This window comes from Pseudoalteromonas sp. SWN29, from assembly GCF_015864465.1.
Taxonomy (GTDB): domain Bacteria; phylum Pseudomonadota; class Gammaproteobacteria; order Enterobacterales; family Alteromonadaceae; genus Pseudoalteromonas.
Map to the genome: position 1 here is coordinate 23,278 of NZ_JADYXE010000038.1, position 25,739 is coordinate 49,016.

Genomic DNA, 25,739 nt, shown 5'->3' on the forward strand with positions numbered 1-25,739 from the left:
CGGGTTATTAGCTCAGTTGGTAGAGCAGTTGACTTTTAATCAATTGGTCGATGGTTCAAATCCATCATAACCCACCATTCTATGAAAGTTTTAATCGGCGGATTTACGCACGCTTTTTACAAAGCAGATTTATATTAGAGCGGGTCATTAGCTCAGTTGGTAGAGCAGTTGACTTTTAATCAATTGGTCGATGGTTCAAATCCATCATGACCCACCACTCTCTAATACTTTCCTTTATATTCTTTTTTAAATTCCCATTCTATTTTTTATAAACAGCTTCGCTAGTTTGCTGTTATTTGTGTTTATATTCTCGTATAATTCGCCGTAATTAATGCACTGTAGATAAGTGGTCGAGAACATGAGTCTAGCTCAAACAATTATGCCTGAAGGTTATATTTTCCCTCCTAAGCCAGCACCGTTAACACAAGACGAGCAAGGCGAATACAAAACGCGTATAAAACAATTACTGAAAGATAAAAATGCAGTACTTGTTGCACATTATTATACCGATCCTGAAATTCAAGCACTTGCTGAAGAAACCGGCGGCTGCGTTGCCGACTCGCTAGAAATGGCACGTTTTGGCGCACGTCACGATGCAGATATGATTATTGTTGCGGGCGTAAAATTTATGGGCGAAACCGCCAAAATTTTAACGCCTAATAAAACGGTTGTTATGCCAACGCTTGAAGCGACGTGTTCGCTTGATATTGGTTGTCCTGTAGATGAGTTTTCAGCGTTTTGTGACGAGCACCCTGACCGTAAAGTGGTTGTGTATGCAAACACCTCTACCGCAGTTAAAGCGCGTGCAGATTGGATTGTAACCTCATCATGTGCGCTTGAAATAGTCGAGCACCTAGATGAGCAAGGCGAAAAAATCATCTGGGGCCCAGATAAGCACCTTGGTAGCTACATTCAAAAAAATACCGGTGCTGATATGCTAATGTGGAATGGCGCATGTATCGTGCATGACGAGTTTAAAACTAAGGCATTAAAAGACTTCAAAGCATTGCACCCAGATGCAGGTGTATTGGTTCACCCTGAGTCACCAGCAGAAATTGTTGCACTTGCAGATTCTGTTGGATCTACGAGCCAATTAATTAAAGCTGCGCAAACAATGCCAAACAAAAAGTTTATTGTAGCAACCGATCGCGGTATTTTTTATAAAATGCAGCAACTGTGCCCAGACAAAGAGTTTTTTGCGGCTCCAACGGCAGGTGAGGGCGCTTCATGTAAAAGTTGTGCTCATTGTCCTTGGATGGCAATGAATGGCTTAAAAGCGATTGAGGAAGCCCTTATAAGCCCTAAAGGTAAAGAAGTATTCGTTGATATGGATTTACGCGAAGGCGCACTCAAGTCTCTAAATCGCATGCTTGAGTTTACTGCGAGCATGGCTAAGTAATTTTAAAAGTATAAATTAAAACGGTTAAACCCCTGGTTTAGCCGTTTTTTGTGCCTACACTTAAGTTGTTGTTTAATTAATAATCATTTAAATACTCATATTTAAAAATGCCTTGCACCTTAAGAGTCTATTTCATACTATAGCGCGCTGTTGCATTATACAATTGCAACACTGTGGAGGGATGGCTGAGTGGCTGAAGGCGCACGCCTGGAAAGTGTGTTTAGGTTTATCCCTAACGAGGGTTCGAATCCCTCTCCCTCCACCATTATTCTTAGAGCCCAGTTACTAATATCGAAAGGTATTAGTAACTGGGTTTTTTAATGCCTAAATTAACTATCGACTAAATCGAGCGTTGATAACATGCCTATAAGTTCATGTTTTTCAATTGGCTTTGAAACGTAACCATCAAATAACTGTTTGTATATCTCTTTTTGTTCTGTAAAAACATTAGCGGTTAATGCAATAACGATTTGCTCGCTATCAAGCGCTTTAATTTGTTTACATGCCTGAAGTCCATCCATTTTTGGCATTTGGATATCCATAAAAATAATGTCGGGCTTGTGTGACTTGTATAATGAAACTGCTTCTAACCCATTATTTGCAATAATAATGGTAGCTTTAGTCGGTTCAAGCATCGCAGATGCAACAAGCTGATTTATTTTGTTATCTTCCGCTAATAAAATGGTTTTTCCGGATAGGTCAGGGAGATCAACATTTTTTGTTTTTAATGCGCTTTCATCAATCTGTGCTTGATCTAGTGGTAGGTACACATAAAACTGACTACCGGAGCCTAGTTGGCTTGTTACCTTAATTTCGCCATTCATGAGGCCTATTAATGATTTAGTGATTGGTAAGCCTAGGCCTGTACCGCCATATTCACGCGTAGTTGATTGCTCTGCTTGTTCAAAGCGCTCAAACAATCGCTCTATAGCCTGCTCAGAAATTCCAATTCCGGTGTCTGATATACAACAACATATTTTGTTTTCGTCGGTTAGCCTAAACGTTACTGTAACGCCGCCCTGCGACGTAAACTTAATCGCATTAGATATTAGGTTTAAAAATATCTGTCTGAGTCTAACGGGGTCGCCCACCCAGTACTTATGATTAATATTGATAACAAATTTAAGGTATATGTTTTTATCGCTAGCTTGCAGACCAAGATCTGACTCTAAGTGATGAATCACTTCAAAAAGATCAAAAGGCTTATGCTCTAATGAAAGCTTACCAGCCTCAATTTTAGAAAAATCGAGAATATCATTAATAATAGTGGTGAGTGAGCGGGTTGAATAAAGTGATTTTTTTAAATACTCTTTTGACTTTTCATTTAATGGTTGCTCTTGCAGTAACTGTAATGTGCCGAGTATGCCATTCATAGGAGTGCGTATTTCGTGACTCATATTTGCTAAAAACTCAGATTTAGCTTGGGATGCTTGCTCAGCTAACTCTTTAGCATCTCCAAGAGCTTGTTCGTGATTAATTTGTTCGGTTAAATCATATGCTACCCCCAAATAACCAACAACTTCATTTTCATTGTTCAATAAAGAAGTAACGCTTATATTAACTTGTATTTTTTTACCCGAAGAGGAGATGTATGTCCATTGATTAATATCAGGCTTAGTTGCTGTTGCTTTTAATATCAAAACTTCAAAACTAGGGGAGACAAGTTTATTTAATTCAGTACTTAGTTGCTGAGCTTTTTTTATAATTTCTTCTTCTAAATGAAAAATGCCAGGGTTTTCAATTCCAATAACATCTTGCGCTTTATAGCCTAATAACTTTTCAGAGGCGGGATTAAATAATGTAATTAAGCCATTTATGTCGGTAGCAATAATCGAATAGCTAGCACTATTTAAAATACTACGCTGAAGCATACTTATATCTGCAATTTCTTTGGTGCGTTGTTTTACTTCATTTTCTAGTCTTAAATTTGCTTGTTGTAATGCGAGCTTATTTTTTTTTGCTTGTAGTGCTTTTCTTTTAATTCTTTGGTTTCGTCTAAAAATAAATAACTGTATTAAAAAAGCCATAAGCATACAGCCTAGCGTGTAAAATATACCACTTACTAATGCTTTATACTTACTTGGTAAGTTAAGTGTTTCAATAAACTCATCTGAGGCATTAATTGTTATTTTCCACTTTCTTCCCATAACCTCTATTACTTTACTGTGATAGAAATTTGTAGAAGTACTTTTAGCGCCATAACTAAAAAAGTCGGTGCTACTATTAAGATCGCTAATAATGAGGTGATTTTCATCTACCTGTGATAAAGAGTCCAAAATATTATTAATTAATAAAGGGGAGTAAACCCATCCTAGTAACTGCTCTAAACGTTGATTTTTGTTTTTAGGAATAATCGTTTTTTTATAAACTGGCAGTAAGATTAAAAAGCCTTGTTGTGCTTTTTTATCAGCTTGCACCAACGTAATGGGAGCTGTTAGTTGAGTGCTATTATTAATAGCTGCATTTAAAGCCGTTTGTTGACGCATTTCCTCTGAACTAATATCTAACCCAATGGCTTGTAAATTGCTTTTTTCAGGAAATATGTATTGAATAATAAAAAGTTCATTACTCTTGTTCGTGAGTTTTTTTATATTAAATATATGATCAGGACGATCGTTTTTTGCAGTTTGTAGAAATTGATTTAAGTTTTCAGAGTTTACTTTTCTTATAAAACCAATACCGTTTGCGCCGGGGAACTCTTGGGCATAGTTACGGCTGTTAGAGTAATTAGAAATTGCTTTGTAGTTTAGGTTGTTAACACCTATGCCGTGAACAAAGCCTTTTAAACCAAATAGACCATACTTATATAAATCGAGCCTGCTTTCTACGCCTGATGAAAGCGTAGAAAGTCGACTAGTAAGGGCTTCATTTATTTTGTTGTTAAGTGCATCTTGATGCTTAATATGAGCAATATAAGTTAACCCAACACCGATGGTGAGTAAAATGGTATGAATAAGTACAGAGGTTAATAGCCCTTTACTAACCGGTCGTCCTGAAAACATTAACCCATCCTTTATTATGAATATACTAATTGTATATCTGTTTTATCATCGAGATAAATATAGCACTTATTATTCAGGATACAACTTTGTTTTAAATTAGAATATATATATTTTATAGTGGTTTAGAGTGGAGGGAATGTAAAAATTTGATTTTAAGCATCAAGGTAAAATGAACATACATATAAATATAATAATTTATATGTTTTCGGTGGCTTTATAACTACCAACAAAAGTATTAGCTAAAAGTGTTCGTTTTTATATTTACTGGTTTTTAGTGTGGATTAGATGCCCATAAAAACAACGAATAACTCTTAGTCTTTGCTCCTGATTTAAATTTGGTAAGTTTACCCCAAGTAAAATTCAGCCATAATTATAGTGTTTTTAAAGTGACCTAGCAGTATAGATACGAGTAAATAGCTGCCTCAATGTTGTGATGTATCGAGCACAAAACAAATACTTAATATTCATAGCATGAAAATTAAAACATTAAAAAACTTATATTGTTCTATATTTAATAGCATGAAAAAACGTCATTGCGTGAAATGTAATTACCTTATACGACGTTTGCCATTTTTGCTAAACGTACACGTTGTTATGCACTGCTGCATTAAATTAACACAAAACAAGGTAACGGAGATAACTATGACTCTACGGCTCTATAAATTATTTGCGGTAACAGCCGCAGTATTAACGTGTATTTCTATACCTTCGTATGCCGCTGTTAATGGGCTGACAGAACAAGATGAATTTAATATAAAACTTAGATCAATTTATTTTGACCGTGACTACGATAACGACGCAAGTGACGATTCTACCTTTGCTCAAGGTATAGAGCTCAATTACACATCGGGTTATATAAACGATTTATTGAGTGTGGGTGTATCGACTTACACCGCAATGAATATTAACTCTACAGGTTCAGCCGCAGGTAATATTTTACCAGCAGGTAATGAGAGTGGTGGAGTAGACGATAGCTTTTCTAAATTTGGTCAATATTTTTTAGATTTTAAATTGGGCAACAACGGTCACGTTAAAGTAGGTGGGCAAAAAACCAAAAGTATGCTTTTAAAAAGCTCAGGCAGCCGTGCTATTCCTAATACTTTTCGAGGTGTTTTTGGCGACTATAATATCGGCAACACTAAATTATATGGTTATGTATACGATAAATGGAGCCGTCGACATGATGATAGATGGGAAGATTTTTCTACCGATCAATCTGCAACTGGCGCTATTAGTGTAATTTGGGGCGTAGGTGCTACGCATAAAAAAGACGACATAACATTAGAAGCTGAATATTTAAAGTCCCACAATTACCTAAGTAAAATGGGATTAAAAATCAGTTACGACATAAAACTTGAGCAAAGTAAGTTAACGCTTTCAAGTGGTATATTTACCTCACAAGATGATGGTGATTTATTTGTAACAGGCGCAGAGAGCGGTGACTTGGATGATGAAGATGCACCTGGTGAATTAACAGGCTTAACTAAAAGTGAAAACGATGGATTTGCATATTACTTAGATGCTGATTGGAAAAAAGATATTTGGAGTGTAGGTGCGGCCTTTACTAAAGTAAGCGATGCTTGGATTGAAGATAACTTTAGTGGCGATCATGGTACAAACCCATTTCCAACTCGCTCATTAATTGGCGCCGATTTAACAAACCAAAATGAAACATCATGGCAAGCTCGTTTAGGAATTGATTTAAAAGCTTTATCTCCAGGGCTCAGCACTAAGTTTTATTACACTAGCGGTACGGGCGCTGAAAATTCAGCTTTAGGTAAAATAGGCGGTGAAGCAGATGAAAAGTACTGGGCTGTAGATACCCGCTATAAAGTTGAGAAAATTAAAGGCTTAAGTTTGCGCTGGTTATATGTAGATTATACAACCGAAAAGTCAGGCAGTGTTGATGGTGTTAAAGGCGACAGAGCCGACCACCGAGTTTATGTAGATTATACTATTAAATTTTAAAATGACTTTTAATAAGCCAATGCAAATTTTATGCATTGGTTTTGTGTCCTTTTTTAATTACCTTTATGATAAAACTAACAAATTAATAATAAAAATTAAGCTAATATATGTTTTCTCTTCAACAGTGGCAATCACAGGGTCAATTTACTCAAATTAGTGGCCATCAAATTTTTACTAAAACAGCTGGCGATATAAGTAAGCCTGCGCTGCTTTTAATACATGGCTTTCCAAGTGCTAGCTGGGATTGGGAAGGTATGTGGCAAACGCTTAGTGAACATTATTTTGTAATTACGCTCGATATGCTAGGTTTTGGTTTGTCAGATAAACCAATAAACGCTATTTATAAAATTACCGAGCAAGCTGATTTATACACGCAATTTTTAAAGCGTTTAAATATTAGTGATGTGCATATACTAGCCCATGATTATGGCGATACTTTGGCTCAAGAGTTGTTAGCAAGGCAAGTAGCTTCGCAAAGTGACTTTAAAATAAACAGTGTGTGTTTTTTAAATGGTGGGTTATTTCCTGAGGCGCATAAACCATTATTTATACAAAAGCTTTTACTTTCGAAGTTAGGTTGGATAGTGCCGAAATTAATGAATAAACAAAAATTTGCCAATAACCTAGTGACTATTTTTGGCAAAAATACACCGCCTACAACACAGGTAATAGACACACTTTGGGAACTGCTGGTTTACAAAGATGGCTTAGCCGTTATGCCTAAACTCATTAGTTATATAAAACAGAGGCAGCAAAACCGAGAACGCTGGGTTGGTGCCATTGTAAATAGCCATATACCACTTACGTTTATAGCAGGCGCAGAAGATCCCATCTCTGGTAAGCATATGATTGAGCATTACAAAAAGCTGATCCCAAATGCGCGCGTACAAGAGTTTGTAGAGCTTGGCCATTATCCACAAGTAGAAGATGCAAATGCTATAACGCAGGCGTATTTGAGTTTTAGAAACAGGTAATAAAAACGCGGCTACTAAATTAAGTGCCGCGTTTATAAATTTTAGAACTCTGAGTATTTAGGCTTTGAACCTTAATATTTTTGCTTTGGTGCTTTTAATTGCTTTTCAAACTCGTCTGAAAACAATATTGTGCCGTCGTCTTCCTCAGTAGGAAATGCAGCAATAAGTAAATCATCTTCTTCAAGACCGGGTGTCCACCGGCTAAACCAGTCTGCAAGTGGGATTGCTTTAGCGCTACAGCCAGCCCATTCTCCAGTCGCCCATGCTTCTGCAAATTCGCGAGTTGGCCAAACTGGTACGCAGTCGTCATCTTCGTTGGCAAGCATAACGCAGCCATCATCGTCGTTTAAAATCCATACTTGCTTAAATTGCTGCACAGTTTCGAACATATAGGCGAGACGTTTTTTTGCTCCAAGCCCTAAAATTACTGCTTGTTCTTCGCTTAAATTTGGCGTTGTCATAATTAGCTCACTTTTAATTACTATATCTAAATTATATGCACACAAGTATATCGAGTTATATGACAGAGTGTTGAAAAGTTGCTATTTAATTTCATCAATGTAGATCTAATTTGTATGTTGATCAGTATAAGTTCTCACTAATTTGAGCGATCATTCAAAATAAACTTGAATGTTTGTAAAAAGGCCACATTGTAGTAAGCATACACTTAATGAAGGATTGAAAAATGACAACTGATCTACTTGCTCCGTTTAAACTAAATAATACGATAGAGCTTAAAAACCGTGTACTTATGGCACCATTAACGCGTTGTATGGCTGACGATAATTTAGTGCCAACACAAGATATGGTTGAATATTATGCTCGCCGTGCCGAAACCGGTTTAATTATTAGCGAAGCAACTATTATTCGTCCAGATGGACAAGGTTACCCAAATACTCCGGGTTTATTTACCAGCGAGCAAGTTCAAGGTTGGAAAAAAGTAACAGACGCAGTGCACGCTAATGGCGGCAAAATGTTTGCACAACTTTGGCATGTTGGTCGTGTTGCACATCCTCACTTTTTTGATGGTGATGTACTTGCGCCATCGGCAATTGGTGTTGAAGGCTCTGTACCACGTATGCGCGAGCTTACATACATTACACCAAAAGCAGCCACAACGGATGACATTAAAGCTCTAGTTGCTGATTTTGCAAAAGCCGCTGAAAACGCAATTGAAGCGGGCTTTGATGGGGTAGAAATTCACGGTGCTAACGGTTATTTAGTTGACCAATTTTTACATTACGCTGCAAACACGCGCAGCGACGAATACGGTCAAACGCCTGAAAATATGTCGCGCTTTGCTCTAGAAGTAACCGATGCCGTTATTGCAGCTGTAGGCAACGAGCGTACTGCACTTAGGTTAACACCAGGTGCGTACTTTAACATGAGCGAAGATAGCCGCGATAAAGCGGTATTTGATTACTTGTTACCAGAACTTGAAAAGAGAAATTTAGCGTACTTGCACGGCGGTATTTTTGACGACAGTACAACGTTTGAATCACTTGAAGGTAAATCTACGTCTGAATTTTTACGTGCAGGCTACAAAGGCTCATTAGTAGGTGTAGGCAGCTATAGCTTTGAGTCTGCAAAAGAGGCAATTAACGATGCTAAGTTTGACTTAATCGCTATTGGTCGTCCACTTATTGCAAACCCAGATTATATTAGCAAAGTTGCAAACGGTGAAGAGTTAGTACCATACAGCGATGAAATGCTAGCTGAATTGAAATAAATTACTATTTGTAATAAGTTCTAGAAAATAATTAAGACACCCAAAGTTAAACCCTTGGGTGTCTTTTTTTGTACATATTCCCGCCATAAATGTCCCATATTTGTTTAACCTTTATGTAAATAAAGTTCATCCTCGTTGTCATATTTGAAATTCATACTGTGCTCGTTTTCATATTTTATAATTAAAATCAAACGGGACAACAATGTACGCTTTAAAAAATAAATCGCTTTTGAGCATGGCTATTGCCATGGCTGTATCAACATCTGCTTATGCTAACGACAACACCATAGAAGAAGTAACCGTTGTAGCTAAACCAACGAGCTACGCTAACAATGTTATTGAGCCTGCAATGCTTGAGCAGCAAAGTTCGGTATCGAGCATATTATCGGTTATTGACAACTTACCAGGTATTAGCATAAACGAAGGTGATGCATTTGGTGGCGATGATTGGTCAACTACAATTACAATGCGTGGTTTTAGTATTGACGGGAACCAACAGCAATTAGGAATGACCGTTGATGGCATTCCCAATGGTGGCTCTAATTACGGTGGTGGTGCTAAAGCTAACCGTTACCTAGAAAGCGAAAATTTAGCAACGGTGGAAGTTGGTCAAGGTACGTCTGATATTAAGTCGGCTTCACTTGAAGCGCTAGGCGGGACATTTAACTTTGTAAGTAAAGACCCAAGCCTTGAAAAAGGCACTACCTTTGCGTATACCTCAGGCAGCCACGATGCCACGCGTTATTACTTTAAACACGAAACAGGCACTGTTTTTGATAACACACAAGCGTACGTAAGTTACTCGCAAACCGATACAAGCCGCTGGATTGGCTCAGGCAGTAATGGCGGTAAAGACAATCAACATGCTGAGGTTAAGTTTGTATCTAATTTTGACGACTTAACACTTACCGGGCGTTTATCTTACGACGATGTCAGCGAGACAAACTATAACAGCGTAAGCCTTGAGCAGTTTGAACAAACACCAGAGTGGGATCAGCTAACATGGAATTGGACGGGAGTTCCTCATTTTGACCAAATGTTTGCAGAAGGCTGGGGAACGCTTCGTGAAAATACCTTAGGCTATTTAAAATTTGAATACGCGATTTCGCCAACGTCATTATTAACAGTTAGCCCTTATTATCATAAAAATTCAGGGCGTGGCGATTGGATCCCACCTTATTTAACAACGCCTGTTGATGAAAATGGCGACCCAACTACCGAGGGCGGTATTAATGCAGGCTCTTATGGTTTTGCTGATAGTGAAGGCAACCCACTTGCACCAAATGCCGATTGTACGCAAAGTTTGAGCTGGCCATGGGAGTCGGGTCCTGGTTTAAATCCTGCGTGTTACGATGCAACAGCAACGCCGGTCATGTCATACCGCCATACGCATTACAACAAAGATCGTTTGGGCGTAACCGCAAACTACCAAGCCACATTTGGCGATCACGATATAGAAGCGGGCTTTTGGTATGAGCAAAGCGAACGTGAAGAATCGCGTGATTGGCACAAAGTAATTGACGCGCGTATCTATCATCACTTTGACAGCACACCTTACTGGACACAATACAAAAACACCTTTGATACCGATACATTCAAATGGTACCTACAAGACTCGATTAATTTTGGTGACTTAACATTAAATATTGGTGCAAAACAGTATTTAGTTGAATTACAAAAGTACTACCACTTTGCTAACGAAAGATCAGATAAAGTAGATAGCGACTCAGACGTGTTATTTAGTGGTGGTGTATTGTATCAGTTAAATAACAGCACAGAATTGTTTGCCAGCTACAGCGAAAATTTTGCTGCAATAAAAGACGGTGTACTGGAACGAGATAGCTCAACACTTACAAATATTGAACCAGAAACTGCCGACAATATTGACTTTGGTGTACGTTATCAAGCCGATAAGTTAACGCTTACCGCAACGGCTTACAGTGTTAATTTTGATAACCGTATTACTTTTATTGCACCTGGTAGTGGCACCGACGGCATTGATTACACTATTGGTACAAATGGCTCGTACGTAAATGTAGGGGGCATTGACTCAAATGGGCTTGAGCTTGCAGTAAGCTATATGTTAACACCAAGCTGGAGCGTGTACTCGTCGTATACTAATAGCAGTTCTGAATATTCATCAGATGATCCAAATGCATACGACTCACAAGGCGTAATATTAAAAGATGAAAGTGGTAATGAGGTAGCGCCGAGCTTTAGAAAAGGCGATAGCATAATAGACTCATCAGAAGATTTATTTGTGGTATCTACCGACTACTTTAGCGATGGACTTCGTGTTGGTTTATCGGCTAAGTACACAGGCGAGCGTTTAGGTGCATGGCAAGATGAAGACACTCGCGCGCGTAATAAAGTAGACGGTTACACCGTACTTGATTTTAATGCAGGCTACTCAACTGATGTAAATGCAGGTCCGTTCAAAGCCATTGACGTATCGTTTGTTGTTTATAACGTTACAGACAAAAGCTACTTAGCAGGTGGTACAGGCAATGGCTCTACTTACTTTATTGGTGCGCCTCGCACAGCAGCAGTTACATTTACCGCTGACTTTTAATTAGGTTTAAGTAATTGAATTTAAAAAAGCCCATCATTGATGGGCTTTATTATATGAAAGGGCGGAAAAACGCGATGAAAACGATTTTAAAAGTAACACTATTTAGCTTAAGTGTATTAGCGAGCAACTTTGCAGCAGCGCAAAATGTAGTGCTGGTAACGCTTGATGGAGTACGCTGGCAAGAAGTATTTAATGGGGCTGATAATAGCTTAATTAATAATGCTGATTTTGTTAAAAAGCCTGAGCAATTAAAGCCTCAGTTTTGGGCAAAAACAGCAAATGAGCGCCAGCAATTACTAATGCCTTTTTTAACTCAAGTAGTGGCTAAAAAAGGGATTATAATTGGCGATAGAGCTAACGGCTCTACTATGTCGGTAAGTAACCCGTGGTATTTTTCATACCCTGGTTATAACGAAATACTCACCGGTGAAGTTGACGAAAATATAAATAGTAACAACAAAGTGCTCAACCCAAATAAAACTATTTTAGAGCGTTTAGATAAGTTACCTGAGTTTAAAGGTAGCACAGCCTTATTCGGTAGTTGGGATGTATTCCCATACATTGTAAATACTAAGCGCAGTAACGTGTATGTAAATGCAGGTTTTATGTCAATTGAAGAGAATTTATTCACTGATGCACCACTATTAAATGCGCTACAAAATGAAATCCCCAGTCCTTGGTATAACGTACGACTAGATAGTTTTACATATCGCTTTGCTAAAGCGTATATGTTGGCTAAAAAGCCTAAGTTGTTAGTGATAAGTTTAGGCGAAACCGATGACTTTGCGCATGATGGTCATTACGATCAATACCTTAAATCGGCAAGGCAAAGTGACGCGTTTATAAAAGACTTATGGGCAACCATTCAAACTACAACGGGTTATAAAAATAACACCACACTAATTATTACTACTGATCACGGCCGTGGCAATAATGCCAATGATTGGCAACATCACAGCTCTAAACGTGCACTTGCTGAGCTAGAGTTAGGTGAAAATACCTACCCAGAAGGAATTGTCGGCTCTGAACATATTTGGCTTGCCGCCATTGGCCCCGCAATAAAAGGTAGTGGCTTAATTAAAACTAAAAATGAGCTTAAACAAGCGCAAATAGCGGCGACCGTTTTAAAGGCTCTTGGGCAGAACCCAAATGAAATAAATTCAAATATGGCGCCTGCTATTAGCGAGATTTTAAAATGAAGAACCTATTAAAACCATTGACTCTATTTGGCTTGGCGTTGAGTTTGGTTATTAGCGTAAGTGTTACTGCTGCGCCATCTAAAATCCTGTTTGGTTCGTGTGGGCATCAAGATAAAAAAATACCCATATTTAATGCAATTAACAAAGAGCAGGGAGATTTGTTTATATTTTTGGGTGACAATATTTATGGCGATACCAACGATATGGATGTACTTGCCGATAAGTACCAACGTTTAGGGGCAAAGGCTGGTTTTAAAATCTTGAAAGCGCAAACGCCTATTATTGCTATGTGGGATGACCACGATTATGGCCAAAACGATGCAGGTAAAGAGTATCCGCATAAAGAGGAATCACGCCAAATTATGCTTAATTTTTGGGATGAACCTGTAAACTCAGCGCGTCGCACTCGTCCTGATGGAATTTATACCTCGTACATGTATGGTGAAAATGAGCAAACCATACAAGTAATAATACCTGATTTACGTTGGAACCGTGATGCGCTAAACCATGTAAGCGAGCTTGAATACTACACTAAGCGTAAGTTAAATAACCAAGGCCCGTATAGTCCTAGTGAAGTAAAGGGCGCATCAATGCTAGGTGAAGCCCAGTGGCAATGGCTTGAACATGAGCTTAAAAAGCCTGCTGCAATAAAATTGATTGCCTCAAGCTTACAGCTTTTACCCGATTTTACAGGTTGGGAGTCATGGGCAAACTTTCCTGAAGATAGAAACCGTTTATTTGCATTGATTAAAAAGCATAAGGTAAATGGGGTAGTGATCATCAGCGGCGATACGCACTGGGGTGAAATATCAAAGTATCAGCAAAACCTTGATTACCCATTAATTGAGATGACCAGCTCTGGCTTAACTGAAAAGTGGAAAGATGTAAGCCCTAACAAACACCGAGTAGGGAATTTTACTCATAACGTAAATTATGGTGATTTAAGCATAGACTGGCAGCAAATTGATCCCACTATTTCACTTAAATTAAAAGGTATTGATGGCGAAGTAATAATGCAAAGTGACTTTAGTTTATCAAGTATTAGCCCTTATAAATAAACTCACTACGCACAGTTTATAAAATAGATGCTGTGCGTTTAAAAACCTGTAAATTAGTTCTTAACTCTCTGATTTATTAAAGCCAATTACCCTTTTGCGCTACCCCTAATATTAAAAATATCTTACACTGGTTCTATCTCAAGCAAGGACCGTGTTATATGCTAAATATTATTCAATCAAACCGGATGGAAGCTCTGCAAGCGCAGTTTCACCAGCTGTTAAAAGTAAACCCATTGCAAAGTCCGTTCGACAAAGAAGTAGTGCTAGTGCAATCGCCGGGTATGTCGCAGTGGTTAAAAATAGGTTTGAGCGAAAACTTAGGGGTCGCAGCGCAAGTGGACTTTCCGCTGCCGTCGAGCTTTATTTGGCAGTTGTATCAGCAATTATTGCCAAATGTCCCTAAAGAGTCGGCATTTAACAAACCCAACCTTGCTTGGAAACTGTTTGCAATTTTACCAACGTGCATTGATGAACCATTATATTTGCCGCTAAAAACTTATTTAGAGGGTGATATTGACGGGCAAAAAACTTTTGCACTGTGCGAAAAAATAGCCGATGTGTACGACCAATATTTAATGTACCGACCACACTGGATTGCCACATGGGATAGCGGTAAAGATGAGCTTGATGATGTAGATGTAACAATAGCCCCATGGCAACCTGACTTATGGCGACGCATTGTAAAACTAAGCCAAGACCTTGGGCAAAGCCAATTTCATCGCGCTAACATGCAAGGGCAATTACTTGCAGCACTTGAGACTATGGATAATAGCTTACTACCACAACGCATTAGCTTATTTGGTATATCGGCGATTGCCAGCTCCCAGCTAGACGTATTTGAAGCGCTGAGTAAAAAAACAGAGGTTATATTATTCTTTTTTAACCCAAGTGAGCATTACTGGGGCGATATTATAGATGAAAAAACAGCGGCTAAAATAAGCGCTAAATACGCTAAAATGCCGCTGGTGGAAGCACAACAAAAAAAACACACTAACCCAGATGAAGAATACTACTTTATTGGTAATCCGTTATTATCGTCGTGGGGTAAATTAGGTCGCGACTATTTTGAGCAACTTGTACAGCTAGATGCTCGTTGGATTGATGGTTTTATTGATGTGTTTGACGACACCTTACTAGGGCAAGTACAAAGCGAGATTTATCAACTTGCGTTTAAAGGAGAATCGCTAACCGATAACAAAGAGTGGTTTATAAACGACGAAGGTAAATTACCAATCAGTGCAACCGACACTAGCATTACGCTCAGCGATTGCCATACACCGCTCAGAGAAGTTGAGCGCTTGCACGACTACTTACTTAACTTATTTAATCAAAACCCCGAACTAACCCCTAAAGACATAATTGTGATGATGCCCGATGTAGGCACTTACAGCCCTTACATTGAAGCCGTATTTGGTGGCGCACAAGGTAGCCGCTTTATTCCTTACGCATTGGCCGATTTGGCCATCGAGCAAGAAAAGCCCGTCCTTAGTTCATTTGCGAGTTTAGCTAACTTACCGTTTTCGCGCTTTGGTGTGTCAGATATTCTCGATTTATTACAAGTGACGCAAATAGCCGAAAAATTTGGGCTTGAAGCGCACGAATACGAGCAAATTCAATACTGGCTTGAACGCGTAGGCGTTAAATGGGGTATAAACGCAGCGCATAAAAGCAGCTTTGATTTACCCGCTATCGATTTAAATACCTGGCAGCATGGGCTCAACCGTTTATTGCTTGGTATTGCCATGCGCGACGAGCAATGCCCGTTTAACGGCATTTACAGCGCCGACGAAGTAGAAGGCATGGCGCTTGATACGCTCAATAAGCTTGTGCACTTTATTGATGTACTGCAAAGCTTTAAAGAGCAATTAACGCCCGACGATACACTGACTAATAAAGCGCATATTTTAAGCGAACTATTAAACGCGATATACGAAAGTGAAAGCGACGACAGCTGGGATTTATTAGTGCTGCAAAATGTGCTTGAAGAGTTACAAAAGCACCACAACAACGGCGATTACAACAAAGCGGTTTCGCAGCGTATTGTTAGTTATTTAATTAAGCAAGGCATTCAAGAAAAAGGCGTAGGGCAGCGGTTTTTAGTAGGCCAAGTAAACTTTTGTACATTGATGCCAATGCGCGCCGTACCATTTAAAGTGGTATGTATGCTTGGCTTAAACGATGCCGACTATCCGCGTAACGTACAGCCTATTGGTTTTGACTTAGTGCCGTATTCTAAAAAGCAAAAAGGTGACCGATCACGTAAATTAGATGACCGCTACTTATTTTTAGAAGCGCTACTGAGTGCCCGCGACAACTTATACATGAGTTACATTGGTCGCTCGTGTTTTGATAACCAACCGCGCATGCCATCAACGCTTGTAAGCGAGCTGTTAGAATACATAGGGCGCAGCTTTGTATTAAGCGATAAAAGCGAAAAAACACTGCCCGCATGTTTAATCAACCAGCAGCATTTACAGCCCTTTAATAGTGCGTATTACTTAATAAATGAGCAAGCCAATAGCGCGCTGAGCAACCACAGTTACAATCCAATTTGGCTACCAAGTGAATCAATTAAACCACAGCCAGTTACTGCGCTTGATGTTGTTGTGCCAGAACAGCTAGATCTCGATGTGTTTATTAGAAGTGTGTGCAGTGCACAAGAGAGCTTTTATCAACAAACATTGGGTTTACGCCTACCACAATTTAACGAAGTAGCAAAAGACGAAGAACCCTTTAGCCTAGATGCACTGCGCCGTTATTTTTATCTTGATGAAATACTTAAAGCAAACATAAACGAGCAACCACTGAGTACCGAGCAAATACTGCAGCGGGGTGAGTTACCTCAAGCCAATGTTGGCAGCCTCATATTTGAAAGTATGGAGCACCGAGTTGACGCGCTTGCAGGGCAAGTTAAAGAGCACATTAAAGGCGGGAAAAGTGAGCCGATAGAAGTTTTGCTTACCATTGAGGGCACCAAAATAGAGGGCTGGCTCAATCATGTGTATTTGCAAAAACAGGTGTTTTACCGCAGTGCCAGCATTAAAGCGAAAGATTTAATTAAAGGCTTTATTTATCACCTTGCAGCGCAAAGTATGGATCAACAAGTAGAAACATTGTTACTTGGGCTTGATAAGCAAATAACTTTTGCGCCAATTAATAAAGCAGATGCTGATGCATTGCTACTTGATTGGTTTGAGTTATACAAAGCGCTACGCAAAGAACCCGTGCCATTTTTTCCAGTAAGTGGTTATGAGTACGTTAAAAGTGGCGGCGATATAATAAAAGCAATGAGTAAATTTAGCCCGCAATACATAGGGCGAGGCGAGGGCGAAAACCCGTATATTCGCTTAACGGTGCAATCGCTAAACGACTGCCAAGATGAATTTATAAAATGGAGCGATAAATTGCTCATACCATTATTTGAGCACGCAAAGGAGAGTGACCATGCAAGCGCTTAACCCCCTAACTATGCCGCTCATTGGTCAAAGCTTAATAGAAGCCAGTGCAGGTACGGGTAAAACCTATACAATTACGGGGCTGTATTTACGCTACTTGTTAGGTATGCAAATAGACGGTGAGTTAAATACGCCGCTCAGTGTTGAGCAAATCCTGGTAGTAACCTTTACCGACGCTGCCACCCAAGAAATTAAAGACCGCGTTCGCAGCCGAATTATTGCTGCGCGCGACGCATTGCTTGGGCAAGACCCAAACGACGAACTCATTGAGGGCGTAATTGCCAAAATTGACGATAAACACCGCGCGTTTGATTTACTCGATGCAGCTGCTAAATCAATGGACGAAGCCGCTATTTTTACTATTCATGGCTTTTGTCAGCGGATGCTAAAACAACATGCGTTTGAGTCGGGTGTGGCGTTTAATCTTGAATTTATTTTAGACGAGCGCGACATACTGCTCGAAACCATTAAAGATTTTTGGCGTGCGTTTGTATACCCACTTAGCAAAGAGCGCACCGATGCTATTTTAGATGTATTTGCCGCACCAGAGGCTTTATTTTCTCAAGTGGCGAGTATTTTAAATAAAGCTAATGCGCACATTACACCACAAATAAATTTAGATGATGTATGGAAAGCACGCGATGAATACATAACCCTTGTACCTACATTTAAAAAAGCGGTGTTAGAGCAAGAGTTTATAGGAGCAATACAAGCATCAGATTTAAGTAAGGGTAAAACTCCTGCGCATAAAAATAGCATGGCTGGTTTAGCCGATTTTATTGGAGGTGGAGATCTCTTTTTTGAATTTGGTACTAGCAAGTATTCGTTTGAAGTATGGACTACAGAAAATTTATCAAATGCAAGCTGGTATAAAAAAAATGGAACGTTATTTACGCATCCATTACTGAGTCAATTTGATGAGCTTGCCGCCCTTAATAACACTATAAACCAAGGGCTCAAAATAGCAGTTATACAACACGCCGCACGCTGGGTAAAAGCCGCAATAGTTAAGCGCAAGCAAGAGCAAAGCGTGATCACCCCCGATGACTTACTGACCAACTTACACAGCGCGCTTAATAACGAGCAAGGCGATGTGCTGGCGCAAAAAATTGCACAGTTGTTTCCGGTTGCCATGATTGATGAATTCCAAGATACCGACCCGATTCAGTACGGTATTTTTAGTAAAATTTATGGGCAACAAAATACCACGCTTGCCATGATAGGCGACCCTAAACAGGCTATTTATGGCTTTAGGGGCGCAGATATTTTTACGTACATTGGCGCAAAAGAAGCTGTACAGACTGATCAGCAATTTACGCTGGGCACTAACTTTCGCTCAAGCACCGATATAGTGAATAGCGTTAATAGTTTATTTGGCAAACACGCTAACAGCTTTATTTATAACGACGCTATACCGTTTAACGCAGTAGCTGCGAAAGGTAAAAAAGCGGATGATTCTTTTTTAATTGATGGCAAACCCGCGACCGCATTTGAATTTAATGTATTTGTGGATGAAGCCGCCGATGAAAAAAACAAACCAACCAACAAAGGCCTAGGGCAAGCACATTTAGCCACTCATTTTGCTAATAAAATAGTGACCTTGCTTGAAAAAGCAAAACAGGGGGATGCGTGTATTGGCAGTAACCCTGTAAGCGCTGCCGATATTTGTATATTAGTGCGCGACCGTGTTGAAGCGCAAATAATGAAAAAAGCGCTAGATGATGCCAAAATTGCCAGCGTGTATTTATCACGAGAAAGCGTTTTTAGCCAAGAGCTTAGCCATCACCTACTTAACTTTTTAACAGCGCTGCATGGTCAATATGACGAGTCACTGCTGCGAGGTGTTTTAGCTGGACCACTATTTTGTTTAAGTTATAACGAAATACATGCACTCGCCGATGATGAAAATAAATGGCAAGAGTATTTAAACTTTTTTGCACAACTTAGCCACATTTGGAACAAGCAAGGCGCTATGGCAATGCTTGAGCGCTTAATGAGCCATAACCAACTTAGCGCTAAATGGCAAGGGTTAGGGTATAACGTTGAGCGTTGGTTAACCGACTTTAGGCATTTAGGCGAAATACTTCAGCAAAAACAAATAGAGCTTGAAGGTACGCTGCGTTTACTGCGTTGGTTTGCACAAAAGGAAAGCCAGCAAGATGGCGAAACAGTACAAGTACGCCTAGAAAGTGATGCCAACTTAGTTAAAATCGTCACTATGCACGCCTCAAAAGGGCTTGAGTACCCACTGGTATTTATGCCGTTTGCCAGTGGCTATCGCGAAACAAAAGAAGCGCTTTATCACAATAATGGCAAGCTAATTTACGACTTAAGTAAAGACGAAAATGCACTGCAAAAAGCAGAGCAAGAGCGCCTAGCTGAAGATTTACGCCTGCTATATGTAGCACTTACTCGCGCCGTACATTTTTGTGCGCTTGGTGTTTATAATATTGGGCAAGGGCAAAGTAGCCGCTTAGCGATTCAAAGTAGTTCACTTGGGCATGTTTTATTTGCAGGGCTTGAGCTCGATAGTAGCCAAACATGGCGTACACATTTAAGTGAGTTTTGCGATAGCAACAGCGCAATGAGCTATCAGCAATTTACCTCACAAACGTTATTAGAACAGGGGACACTTTGCTTTAATAATAGTAAAAGTGAGCAGCAAACGTTAAGTGTTAATAGTGTAAAGGCAAATATTGAGCGTAATTGGCGAGCAACTAGTTTTAGTGCGCTGAGTTTTAAAAAGCACAACGACCAATTAGCCCCAGGGCGAAGTGATGAAGATCACGAAAAAGACGAGTTTGCAGTACAAGAGGAGGAGCTGCCATCACCTTATAGTTTTCCTAAAGGGCCAAAACCTGGTAGCTGTTTGCATGAAATATTTGAACAAATAGATTTTACCAGCCCAGTCGTTCACCCAACTAATACCGAGCAAAACTTATCTGAGGTGGTAAAACGCAGCCTTGAAAAGTATCACATAGGTGAGCAATGGCGAGAAGTGGCCGAAAAATGGGTGCTCGATGTTCTTGAGTGCCCCCTAGATAAAAGCTCTCAGGAAGACAGCCTTCTTTCATTGGGTGTGATTACACCTAATGATTGCCTAGTCGAAATGGAATTTAATTTACCACTTGAGAGTTTAAGTGCACCTAAGCTAAACGAAATGCTGGTTAAGCATTTTGGTTTTACGCAAAGTAAACTTGAGTTTTCGCAGGTGAAAGGCTTGTTAAAAGGCTTTGTCGATTTAATATTTTGCTATCAAGGCAAGTATTATATTTTAGATTATAAGTCTAATTATTTAGGCAGTTCGCCAGCTGATTACGAGGGCGATATGCTTGAGCAAGCGATGAGCAGTCATCAGTATCATTTACAGTATTTAATTTACACAGTAGCGCTGCATCGGTTATTAAAGCAACGCATAACTGATTACTCAATAGAGACCCATTTAGGTGGTGTGTATTACACCTTTTTACGAGGAATGCCGGCAGGGCAAGGCGTGTACTTTAAAAAGCTAACTGTAGAACAAGTGATTATTTTAGATGGCTTATTTAGCCAAGGAGCCATGCTATGAGCGATTTAAATGAACAACCTGGCTTGTTTGACGATATTGACCAAACGCTTAATGATGAAGCATCCGTTGTAGCACAAAATACAGCGGCAGATGCTGTACAAGAAGACATTGCAATAAAGAATACAATTACCGAAGTGCCGTTACTTGAGTATCTATTAGCTGAAAATCGGCTACGTGTCGTTGATGTAAAGCTCGCTGAGCTATTGTGCGCTAATAACGCATCAAACGTTCATAATGAATTGTTTTATATTATTTTACTGCTGTGCTTATCGCAGCAAAGCCAACACAGTTGTTTAACCTTAAATGAGGTTGATTGGAGCAATCCTTTTAATTTACGCAAAGGCGATTTTAATAAACTCGATGGTAATGTACCCAGTACGCTAAGCCCGTTTAATGATGACTTTAATGTACATACAGCGCTTAGTTATTTACAAAACCATGAAAGCGTAGGCGAGAGTAAACCACTGCAACTGTTTAACGACCGGCTTTATTTTGCGCGCCTTGCCGGTTATGAGCAAACACTCGCTGATAGGTTATTAATTATGAGCGAGCGTAAGCTCAATATAAATAATGAAGTATTGGCTGAGCTTTTAAATACCTATTTTCCTGCTGATTCAACCATTGAAACGGACTGGCAAAAAGTGGCGTGCGCAATTGCTGCAACTAAAGGCTTTAGTGTGATCACGGGCGGTCCTGGCACAGGTAAAACTACCACAGTGACTAAGTTGCTGGCTATTTTACAGTCGCTTTATAAAACAGCGCCGCTTAGCATTAAGCTGGTGGCCCCTACAGGTAAAGCAGCCGCGCGTTTAAGTGAGTCTATTTTGGGCGCTAAAAATAAGCTCACAACGATCCCTGATGATATAAAAATGCTGATACCGCAAAGCGCTCAAACTATTCATCGCTTACTCGGCGTAAAACCGTTTACTAATAAATTCAGACATAACAAAGGTAATCCACTGCATTTAGATGTGCTAATTATTGATGAAGCCAGTATGGTCGATTTATCGCTGATGGCTAAATTAATAGAAGCGTTACCTGCGCACGCGCGATTAATACTCTTAGGTGATAAAGATCAACTTGCCTCGGTAGATACCGGCAGTGTAATGAGCGATTTATGCCAAGGTTTAACACTTGGGCAAACGCCAAGCTATTCGCAAGCACGTTGTGATGAGCTAAATAGCTTATGTTTTAATAATGAGCCTAAGCTCGTAGCGCAAAGCGTGAGTGAATTTAAACTCGCGGATTGCATTGCCTTTTTACAGCACAGTTATCGGTTTGATGCACAAAGCGGCATTGGTCAACTCGCACTTGCGGTAAACACCAATAACACCGGTATTTTAAATTACGTAGAGCAAGAAAGTACTGAAGGGCGTTTTAACGATGTAATTTTAGATTACGACTTTGTAGCAAAACCAATAGAAAAACTCGTTAAAAGTGCAGCAAGTCATTATACAAAATACCTAAACTTAATTGCCCAAGGTGCAAGTGTTGCACAGGTGCATGCTGCTTTTGCAAGTTATCAGCTTTTAGCTGCGGTACGAGAAGGCGATTACGGCGTTAATAGCTTAAATCAGCGAATAGAGCGCGTATTACAACAGCAAGGTTTAATTAGTGTAAGTCCTAATACTCATCATTATACAGGTATGCCTATTATGGTGAGCCAAAACGATTATCAGCTTAAGTTATTTAACGGCGATATTGGTATTTTAATGCCCGATGAAAGTAATCAGCTCAAAGCTATATTTATTGATGAGCAAGATAATCAACGAGCATTTTCGCCTGCACGTTTGCCGGCACACGATAAAGTATATGTAATGACCATCCATAAATCACAAGGCTCAGAGTTTAGCTATACTGCCATGGTACTGCCACCGCTAAAACAAGCGCGCATGGGTATTAACAGGCAATTAGTGTATACGGGCATAACCCGTGCTAAAAACACCTTTGAGCTGGTGGCTGACAAAAAAGTACTGCAACTAGCAATGAATAAAAGCGTATCTAGGGCATCAGGTTTATACGAAAGATTAACGTTTTAAACTTGAGGATTACGTTGCGTCGAAGCTATTGGATAAGTACATTTTCACTTATATAAGTGTTCATATGTAGTTGCGGTTAAAACTCTTATTATTTATCGCGTTATGGTAAATGTCTCCTATACTAAAATTAATTTTATATTGATTGTATTAGTGGGCATATTAATGTTTTTTCTAAAAATAAACAAAATGAAATAGCGTCTTTAAAAGCTGAACTTTACCCATTACAGCAAGTATGGGAAGGGCTTTATCGAGAGATGCTAGTACTTAATATCCTCTATGATGGGCGAATTTCGCACGCTAATGATAAATTTTTAAGTAATTTAGGCTACACCGAAGATGACTTAAGTAATAATTCTTTTAGTGATTTTATTACTGAGTCTTCTCGTCAATCTGCAGAATTTAAAAGTCTACAGCAAGCCATTAAAAAAGAAGGGCATTGGGGCGGTGCATTACAAGTTATGCGCAGCGACGGCAAAGCTGAATGGTTACGTTTAATAGTACATCCTGTAAAAGGGGAGCAAGATCAGTTGCTCTATTTTTCTGTATTTGGCAGTGTGCTTACAAAAACAATTACGGCTTCTCGCGAGCAAAGCGATACCATTAAAGCTATTTACCGTTCTATGGCAGTGATTGAGTTTGATTTAGAGGGTCATGTTTTAAAAGCAAACGATCAGTTTTTATCGGCAATGGGTTATCAAGAAAGCGAAATATTAGGTAAACATCACCGTACATTTTGTGAACCGTCAGAATCAAACTCCCAAGAGTACTTGCAATTTTGGACTAAATTGAGAGAAGGACAATTTATTGCAGAGCGTTTTAAGCGAGTTGATAAGCATGGCAATATTGTTTGGCTAGAAGCGTCATATAACCCGATATCTAATGATGCTAATGAGCTTTATAAAGTGATGAAGTTTGCGACTGTTATCACTGATCAAGTAAATCAAGAAATTGCGATATCACAAGCTGCCGAAATTGCCTATAGCACCTCAACTCAAACAGACAAAAAAGCTGAACAAGGCGCGAGCGTTATACAAGATACGGTTGCTGTAATGACGGAGTTGGCTATTAACATGGAGCAAGCTGCGAGTGAGATTTCAGCGCTTGATCAGCAGTCGCAACAAATATCGAGTATTGTACAAAGCATTAGTAGTATTGCTGAGCAAACAAATTTATTAGCATTAAATGCCGCAATTGAAGCGGCAAGAGCTGGCGAGCAGGGGCGAGGCTTTGCTGTGGTTGCGGATGAGGTTAGATTGCTTGCATCGCGTACCTCAAAAGCAACAGAAGAAATTGTAGAAGTTGTACAGCGTAACCAATCACAAACCCAAAATACGGTGGCTGTAATAGAAAAAGGTAAAGAGAAGGCAGAGCAAGGCTTGGCGTTATCTAAAGAATCTGGTGAAGTGATGCAAGAAATCCAACAAGGTGCACAGGAAGTTGTGAATGCGATTGGGCAATTTACCAGTGAGCTTAAAGGCAACGGTTAGATTAGCTTCGTCCTTATTCTAAAGCGGGCACTCTTAATGGTGCTCGTTTTAATCTTACTACCTCAATACCCCCCTGAAAACCATCTAATAATTTCAAATTTAACAAGTATAGCTTTGTTAAGTCATTAATTAGTATGAAATAAATTTCAACCCCTCCTAAATGATAATAAGTTGTTGCATTTTTGTTTATTGTTCCTAATACTAGTGAGCGCTTAGGCTGACAAGCTTACGCAAACCAACATGAATACCTTAAATGATAATAAAATATTAAGTACACAACATTAAGGAATTGTATGAACAACAAAAAACGCACACACACATTAATTAAGCCAAGCCACATACTCGGTGCGGGATTAGCTATGTTAATGAGCTTTTCTGCAGCGAGTAAAGACTACAAAGTTATATTAATTCACGGCTTACAAACCGCGCAAATAACAAATAAGTCGGGTAGCGATGTAGTTAATGATGGGGAAACATATTGGCAATCGTACTGGAATAATCGTGCAGATGAGCGAATTGATTGGCCTGCGTATGAACGTATTGAAGGTAAAATTGCTACCGATTGGGTGTGGCCAAAATTAAAGCAAATTTCACGCTCTAATTTATGCAGTGATGGCTGTGTATTTGTAACACATTCAACAGGAGACTTAGTTGCACGCCATATTATTGATAATCAAGAAAACTGGTTAGAAAACGCAGGCTTAGAGCCGCTTAATATTGTGGCTACCTTTGATTTAGCAGGCGCGGGTGGTGGAAGTGAGCTGGCTGATGTTGCAGTGAGTGCTTTAACTGGCGCATCATGGAACTTTGCGGTCGATGCCGCACTCAAATGGTGGTTAGGGAGTGATGTAACCGAGGCTGTTGGTGTATTACACGATTTAAAAGTGAATAATGCACGTAAAATATCACCGTTTCCTGATGCGCGTACACCTCGTTTACGCTTTGTTGCCGATGGTAATGCGTATTTAGGTTTAACCGGTGGATTTTTAAAAGGCAATGATGATTCGGTTGTTGCATCGCATTCTTCATGTGGTGCAAGTTCAGCTCGCTCATTTGGAAGTTGTAGCCAAAGTATTGATACTGATGGCCGTTTAAAATCGCAAGGTGATGCGGTAAACAGCTTTATGCCAAACCATTATCCAATGATGATGAGTGACAGTTATAGCCACAACGAAATACATAACGCGCAGCGTAAAGGTAATGTAACGATAGCGGTGTTTGTCAAACTAGTTGTCGCGATCACTACGTTATGCACTCTCCGCTTTGACGATTTCTTGTTCAGGGTTTAA

General features: G+C 39.6%; 13 protein-coding genes, 3 tRNA genes and 1 pseudogene. 15 read left to right on the forward strand and 2 right to left on the reverse strand.

Features of this window, described 5'->3' with window-relative positions:
* Position 1: 1 nt before the first annotated feature.
* The 4 genes from I6F53_RS14530 (at position 2) to I6F53_RS14545 (ending at position 1,664) form a co-directional block, all read left to right on the forward strand.
* Positions 2-77 (forward strand) — tRNA-Lys (locus I6F53_RS14530).
* 64 nt (positions 78-141) lie between these two features.
* Positions 142-217 (forward strand) — tRNA-Lys (locus I6F53_RS14535).
* A gap of 141 nt (positions 218-358) precedes the next feature.
* Complete coding sequence (nadA, locus tag I6F53_RS14540; RefSeq protein ID WP_197240004.1) at positions 359-1,399, forward strand: quinolinate synthase NadA; 1,041 nt, start codon at positions 359-361, stop codon at positions 1,397-1,399.
* A gap of 175 nt (positions 1,400-1,574) precedes the next feature.
* Positions 1,575-1,664: transfer RNA gene (locus I6F53_RS14545), tRNA-Ser, on the forward strand.
* 64 nt (positions 1,665-1,728) lie between these two features.
* Here I6F53_RS14545 and I6F53_RS14550 read toward each other — a convergent pair.
* The gene (locus I6F53_RS14550) at positions 1,729-4,401 is read right to left on the reverse strand and encodes a CHASE domain-containing protein (RefSeq protein WP_197240005.1); all 2,673 of its coding nucleotides are present in this window, start codon (positions 4,399-4,401) and stop codon (positions 1,729-1,731) included.
* A gap of 642 nt (positions 4,402-5,043) precedes the next feature.
* Between I6F53_RS14550 and I6F53_RS14555 the strand changes: the two genes are divergently transcribed.
* Positions 5,044-6,369, forward strand: a complete 1,326-nt coding sequence (locus tag I6F53_RS14555) for an OprD family outer membrane porin (RefSeq protein ID WP_197240006.1) — start codon at positions 5,044-5,046, stop codon at positions 6,367-6,369.
* 107 nt (positions 6,370-6,476) lie between these two features.
* Complete coding sequence (locus I6F53_RS14560) at positions 6,477-7,343, forward strand: alpha/beta fold hydrolase (RefSeq protein ID WP_197240008.1); 867 nt, start codon at positions 6,477-6,479, stop codon at positions 7,341-7,343.
* Positions 7,344-7,414: 71 nt separating this feature from the next.
* On the opposite strand, the gene I6F53_RS14565 is transcribed toward I6F53_RS14560, so the two are convergent.
* The gene (locus tag I6F53_RS14565) at positions 7,415-7,804 is read right to left on the reverse strand and encodes a DUF2750 domain-containing protein (RefSeq protein ID WP_138585855.1); all 390 of its coding nucleotides are present in this window, start codon (positions 7,802-7,804) and stop codon (positions 7,415-7,417) included.
* Between the two features lie 224 nt (positions 7,805-8,028).
* Here I6F53_RS14565 and I6F53_RS14570 point away from each other — a divergent pair, with 224 nt between their 5' ends.
* The 9 genes and pseudogenes from I6F53_RS14570 to I6F53_RS14610 all read left to right on the forward strand — a co-directional run.
* On the forward strand, positions 8,029-9,072 hold the full coding sequence (locus I6F53_RS14570) for an alkene reductase (RefSeq protein ID WP_197240009.1): 1,044 nt from the start codon (positions 8,029-8,031) through the stop codon (positions 9,070-9,072).
* Positions 9,073-9,274: 202 nt separating this feature from the next.
* Positions 9,275-11,644, forward strand: coding sequence for a TonB-dependent receptor domain-containing protein (locus tag I6F53_RS14575; RefSeq protein ID WP_197240010.1), 2,370 nt, complete (start codon positions 9,275-9,277; stop codon positions 11,642-11,644).
* A gap of 74 nt (positions 11,645-11,718) precedes the next feature.
* Complete coding sequence (locus tag I6F53_RS14580; protein WP_197240011.1) at positions 11,719-12,843, forward strand: alkaline phosphatase family protein; 1,125 nt, start codon at positions 11,719-11,721, stop codon at positions 12,841-12,843.
* A complete protein-coding gene (locus I6F53_RS14585) occupies positions 12,840-13,901 on the forward strand; it encodes an alkaline phosphatase D family protein (RefSeq protein ID WP_197240013.1) in 1,062 nt (353 codons plus the stop codon). Before I6F53_RS14580 ends, I6F53_RS14585 begins: the two co-directional genes overlap by 4 nt.
* Before the next feature lie 158 nt (positions 13,902-14,059).
* Entirely contained in the window at positions 14,060-17,359 is a 3,300-nt protein-coding gene (recC, locus tag I6F53_RS14590; RefSeq protein ID WP_197240015.1) for an exodeoxyribonuclease V subunit gamma, read from the forward strand.
* Positions 17,346-20,924 (forward strand): exodeoxyribonuclease V subunit beta, encoded by a 3,579-nt coding sequence (gene recB, locus I6F53_RS14595; protein WP_197240016.1) that lies wholly within the window; start codon positions 17,346-17,348, stop codon positions 20,922-20,924. Before recC ends, recB begins: the two co-directional genes overlap by 14 nt.
* The gene (gene recD / locus I6F53_RS14600) at positions 20,921-22,963 is read left to right on the forward strand and encodes an exodeoxyribonuclease V subunit alpha (RefSeq protein ID WP_197240018.1); all 2,043 of its coding nucleotides are present in this window, start codon (positions 20,921-20,923) and stop codon (positions 22,961-22,963) included. Before recB ends, recD begins: the two co-directional genes overlap by 4 nt.
* A gap of 158 nt (positions 22,964-23,121) precedes the next feature.
* Positions 23,122-24,450: a methyl-accepting chemotaxis protein gene (locus I6F53_RS14605; RefSeq protein ID WP_197240019.1), complete on the forward strand. Its 1,329-nt coding sequence runs from the start codon at positions 23,122-23,124 to the stop codon at positions 24,448-24,450.
* A gap of 293 nt (positions 24,451-24,743) precedes the next feature.
* A pseudogene (locus I6F53_RS14610) lies at positions 24,744-25,667 on the forward strand (hypothetical protein); the annotation flags it as partial.
* Positions 25,668-25,739 lie beyond the last annotated feature (72 nt).